Consider the following 4,301-nt stretch of genomic DNA (forward strand, 5'->3'; position numbering starts at 1 on the left):
GCCGGCTCACCGGCCTCGGCTGGCGCGAACGGCTCGGCCTCCTGCGGCCCGCGGGGGCGGTCTGACGGCACGGGGGCAGCCGCAAAGGCACGGCGACAGCCACCGTCGGCCCCTGGCCGGTTTTGCCGCAACGCAGCCCTGCCAGGGCACCTTGCCGTCGAGGTGACCTGGAGGACCCGACGCGAGGGCGCGTCGGGCCCCGAGGCCGCCGCCAGGCCCTCGTCACCCCTGGTTGTCGCTCCGGTCGAGGCCGAGGAAAGAGATGGCCATGGCCTCCATGCCGGAGTTCGGGAAGTCGTGCTGCCCGCCTTCGACGCTGATCACCTCGAGGGGCGGCTGCTTGCCGTCGTCTTCGTAGCGGGTGCGGGTCCAGCCTGACTTCGGCCTGTCGGTGAGCACCGGCTCCGGGCTCACCCCCAGCACGTCGGTCCACTGTTTGATCTCTTCGCCGAGGTTCTTGTGGTTCAGCGTGTCGTCCTCGGTTCCGTGCCACAGCTGCACCCGCGGCCGGGCGCCCTTGTAGCCCGGGTACGCGTCACGCACCAGGTCACCCCACTTCTGCGGGGTTTTGGTGTGCCGACCGCTGGAGCATTCCCTCCACCCGTCCGACCCGTAGTCGTCGATGGGGAAGCAGCCGAACGGCACGCCCATGAAGACCGACCCGGCCTTGAAGAGATCGGGGTAGTCGGCCAGGAGCACGTTGGTCATGTTCGCCCCGGACGAGGCGCCGGTGACGTACACCCGCCCGGCATCGGCCTTGTGGTGCTCTTCGGCGTATTTCACCATGGAGACCACGCTCGTCGGATCGCTGTCGCCGTCGCGCTTCAGCGCCTGCGAGGAGGCCGTGTCGAAACACTGACCCTCGGAGTTGGCGTCCGGGTAGACGACGATGAACCCGTACCGGTCGGCCAGCTCGGCGAACGCCGTGCCCGCGTGGAAGCCGGGCCCGGAGCCGGTGCACTGGTGGACCGCCACCAGCACCGGCGGATGCGCCCCGGCACTGTTCGGCACGTACTCGTACATGCGCAGGCCGCCCGGGTTCTTCCCGAAGTCAGTCACCTCGGTGAGGGAGGCGGGTTTCCTGCTCGGTTCCGCCGACGCCTGACAGGCGGCGAGCAGGGTGACCACCCCGGCGAACGCCGCCAGCAGGGCGACGCCTCTCCGCGACTTTCGTTGGACCGTCACGTGGCCGCCCTCTCCTTGTCGGGGACGTCTGGATTGCCGCAACCCACACTGCAGGGCAACAGGCCCTTGACCTCGAAAGTTTCCGAATTGATCACGAACGACGCGCACACGGTAAGGGCGTCAGTTGGAGTCGGCAACAACCCCGCCACACATGAGAGTCGGCATTCCTCTACGCCCAGCCGTCGAACAGGTCCCCGCCGAGCGGGAAGCTCCGCCATCGTGAAGCGGCTGGTCGGCAGGGGGCATGACCTCGTTGTGGGGTGCCCGTGCCGGTCGGCGGCGGCACGCTGTGTCGCAGATCCTCCCGCGGGGTGGTTCTGCCGATGAGTGCACCGCCCTCGAACGGTCCATCCAGCGACAAGACCGTTCTCGACAGGAGTGCCGTGTCCGCCACCCAGCCAGTGATCTTGACCGCCGACCAGGACGTTCTGGTCGGCTTCTACACGGAGTTGTTCGGCGCTGAGGAGATCTTCCGGACGCCGGCGAAAGGCCTGGCCTTCTCCATCGGCGTGCGCGTCGGTGACACCGACCTCGGGCTGGTGGCCAAGGCGAACCCGGGAGACCGGGAGGCACCGCGGATCCTGCTCAGCATCGGTGTCGAGGACGTCGACGAGACACTCGGCCGGGTGGAGGCGCTGGGCGGGACCGTCAGCAGCGGCGCCAACGACATGCCGTGGGGACAGCGCGTCGCCCACATCCAGGACCCCGACGGCAACCCGGTGAACCTCACCCAGGCGATCCCGGCCCGGTGACGATGTTCCGCGGTGCTGGTGAAGGTCGTGGGCCACCCCGCCCAGCAGCGCGGAACTGAGCAGGAGGGGCGCAGAAACAGGGGCGACCGGATGGGCGCGGCGGCCGTCGTGGCACCCTGGGTGGGTGAAGTTCGCGCAGCGCAACCCCGTCGGCGGGCACGTCCCCGTCGCCGGCGGCCTCAGCACCGTCGGCCTGTCCTACGCCAGGGAGCTGGCCGCCGAGACCGTGCAGGTCTTCGTCGCCAACCCCCGCGGATGGGCCACGCCCACCGGGAACCCGGCCCAGGACGAGGCGTTCCGCGCCGCCTGCGCCGAGGAGGCGATACCGGCGTACGTGCACGCCCCGTACCTGATCAACTTCGGCTCGCACACCGAGGCCACGGTGGAACGCTCCGTGGACTCGCTGCGGCATTCCCTCCGCCGCGGCCGCGAGATCGGCGCGCTGGGCGTCGTCGTGCACACCGGCAGCGCCACCGGCGGGCGGGAGCGGGCCGTGGCGCTGCAGCAGGTCCGCGAGCACATGCTGCCGCTGCTGGACGAGCTGACCCACGACGACGACCCGTTCCTGCTGATCGAGTCCACCGCCGGCCAGGGCTCGTCCCTCTGCTCCCGCGCCGAGGACTTCGGGCCCTACTTCGAGGCCCTGGACGCGCACCCCAAGCTGGGGATCTGCCTGGACACCTGCCACATCTTCGCCGCCGGGCACGACCTGACCGGCCCGCACGGCATGCGGCAGACGCTCGACGAGCTGGTGGCGACGGTCGGCCCGGGCCGCCTGAAGCTGATCCACGCCAACGACTCCAAGGACGTCGTCGGCGCGCACAAGGACCGGCACGCCAACATCGGTGAGGGCCACATCGGCGAGGACCCGTTCGGGGAGCTGCTGCGTCATCCGGCGACGGAGGGCGTGCCGCTGGTCATCGAGACGCCGGGCGGCAAGGAAGGGCACGCGGCCGACGTCGAGCGGCTGAAGAAGCTGCGGGAACAGCAGTCGTAGGGCGGACCTACAGGTCCGGGCCCTCGCCCGGTTGCTCCTGGTAGGAGTACCGCTGCTCCTTCCAGGGGTCCCCGACGTTGTGGTACCCCCGCTCCTCCCAGAAACCGCGCCGGTCCGCCGTCATGTACTCGACGGCGCGGACCCATTTGGGCCCCTTCCAGGCGTACAGGTGCGGCACGATCAGCCGCAGCGGGAAGCCGTGCTCGGCGGTGAGGAGCTCGCCGTCCTTGTGGGTGGCGAAGATGGTGTGCCCGGCGGCGAAGTCCGCCAGCCGCATGTTGGAGCTGAAGCCGTACTCGGCCCAGACCATCACATGGGTGACGTCCGGCGCGGGCGGCGCGGCGTCCAGGACGACCTGGGCGGGCACGCCGCTCCACTCGGCGCCCAGCATGCTGAACCGGGTGACGCAGTGCAGGTCGGCGACGACCGTGCTGCGCGGCAGGGCGCCGAACTCGCCGTGGTTCCAGGAGTGCTTGAGCCCGTCGGCGGTGGCGCCGAAGACCTGGAACTCCCACCGCTCCGGCCGGAACCGCGGCACCGGTCCGTAGTGGGTCACCGGCCAGCCCCGCTGCAGGCGCTGCCCCGGGGGAAGTCCCGGCTGTGCCGCTTCCCCGGACGCGTGTTCCTCCGGCTGACCCATGTCACCCATCCTGACAGACCCTCTCCGGGCCGGAGGAGCCGCCTCGGCCGACCGAGGGGCAAAAAGGTACAAGACGGGTAAGTGTGCACTTACTGGACGTGGCGACGGCTGGTTGCCATCATGCGGGCGCAGCAGTCACATCCGAACCGCGCGTGGAAGGACCCGCCGCATGCAGGGCGACCCCGAGGTCATCGAGTTCCTCAACGAGCAGCTGACCGCCGAGCTGACGGCGATCAACCAGTACTTCCTGCACTCCAAGCTCCAGGACCACAAGGGCTGGACCAAGCTGGCCCGCTACACCCGTGCGGAGTCCTTCGACGAGATGCGGCACGCGGAGGTGCTCACCGAGCGCATCCTGATGCTGGACGGCCTGCCGAACTACCAGCGGCTCTTCCACGTCCGCGTGGGGCAGACCATCACCGAGATGTTCGAGGCGGACCGGCAGGTCGAGGTCGAGGCCATCGACCGGCTGCGGCGCGGCGTCGAGGTGATGCGGGCGAAGAACGACATCACCTCGGCCAACATCTTCGAGGCGATCCTGGCGGACGAGGAGCAGCACATCGACTACCTGGAGACCCAGCTGGAGCTGATCGAGAAGCTGGGTGAGTCGCTGTACATCTCGACGGTGATCGAGCAGTCCCAGCCGGACGCCGACGCGGGCTGAGCGGAGGACGGAGCCCGGGCGGTTCCCAGGCGGCGTCGGCACGGGGCCCGGGCGGCGTCCAGC

General features: G+C 69.9%; 5 protein-coding genes. 3 read left to right on the forward strand and 2 right to left on the reverse strand.

From position 1 onward, the window contains the following. Positions 1–222: 222 nt before the first annotated feature. Positions 223–1,185, reverse strand: coding sequence for a PHB depolymerase family esterase (locus HW445_RS20160; protein WP_308799550.1), 963 nt, complete (start codon positions 1,183–1,185; stop codon positions 223–225). 383 nt (positions 1,186–1,568) lie between these two features. Between HW445_RS20160 and HW445_RS20165 the strand changes: the two genes are divergently transcribed. Then, positions 1,569–1,937, forward strand: coding sequence for a VOC family protein (locus tag HW445_RS20165; protein WP_180222389.1), 369 nt, complete (start codon positions 1,569–1,571; stop codon positions 1,935–1,937). A 124-nt stretch (positions 1,938–2,061) separates the two neighbouring features. Beyond that, entirely contained in the window at positions 2,062–2,934 is an 873-nt protein-coding gene (locus HW445_RS20170) for a deoxyribonuclease IV (protein WP_180222390.1), read from the forward strand. A 7-nt stretch (positions 2,935–2,941) separates the two neighbouring features. Here the strand turns inward: HW445_RS20170 and HW445_RS20175 are convergent, their stop codons facing one another. Beyond that, positions 2,942–3,574, reverse strand: coding sequence for a sulfite oxidase-like oxidoreductase (locus HW445_RS20175; RefSeq protein WP_180222391.1), 633 nt, complete (start codon positions 3,572–3,574; stop codon positions 2,942–2,944). A 169-nt stretch (positions 3,575–3,743) separates the two neighbouring features. Between HW445_RS20175 and bfr the strand changes: the two genes are divergently transcribed. Next, positions 3,744–4,238, forward strand: a complete 495-nt coding sequence (gene bfr / locus HW445_RS20180) for a bacterioferritin (RefSeq protein WP_151772857.1) — start codon at positions 3,744–3,746, stop codon at positions 4,236–4,238. Positions 4,239–4,301 lie beyond the last annotated feature (63 nt).

This window comes from Streptomyces sp. UH6 (assembly GCF_013421635.1).
In the GTDB taxonomy this organism is placed as follows: domain Bacteria; phylum Actinomycetota; class Actinomycetes; order Streptomycetales; family Streptomycetaceae; genus Streptomyces; species Streptomyces abyssomicinicus.

Bases quoted from the DNA above. Each gene is read 5' to 3' on its own strand.
- HW445_RS20175 (WP_180222391.1), bottom strand. From the start codon at position 3,574: ATGGGTCAGCCGGAGGAACACGCGTCCGGGGAAGCGGCACAGCCGGGA.
- bfr (WP_151772857.1), top strand. From the start codon at position 3,744: ATGCAGGGCGACCCCGAGGTCATCGAGTTCCTCAACGAGCAGCTGACC.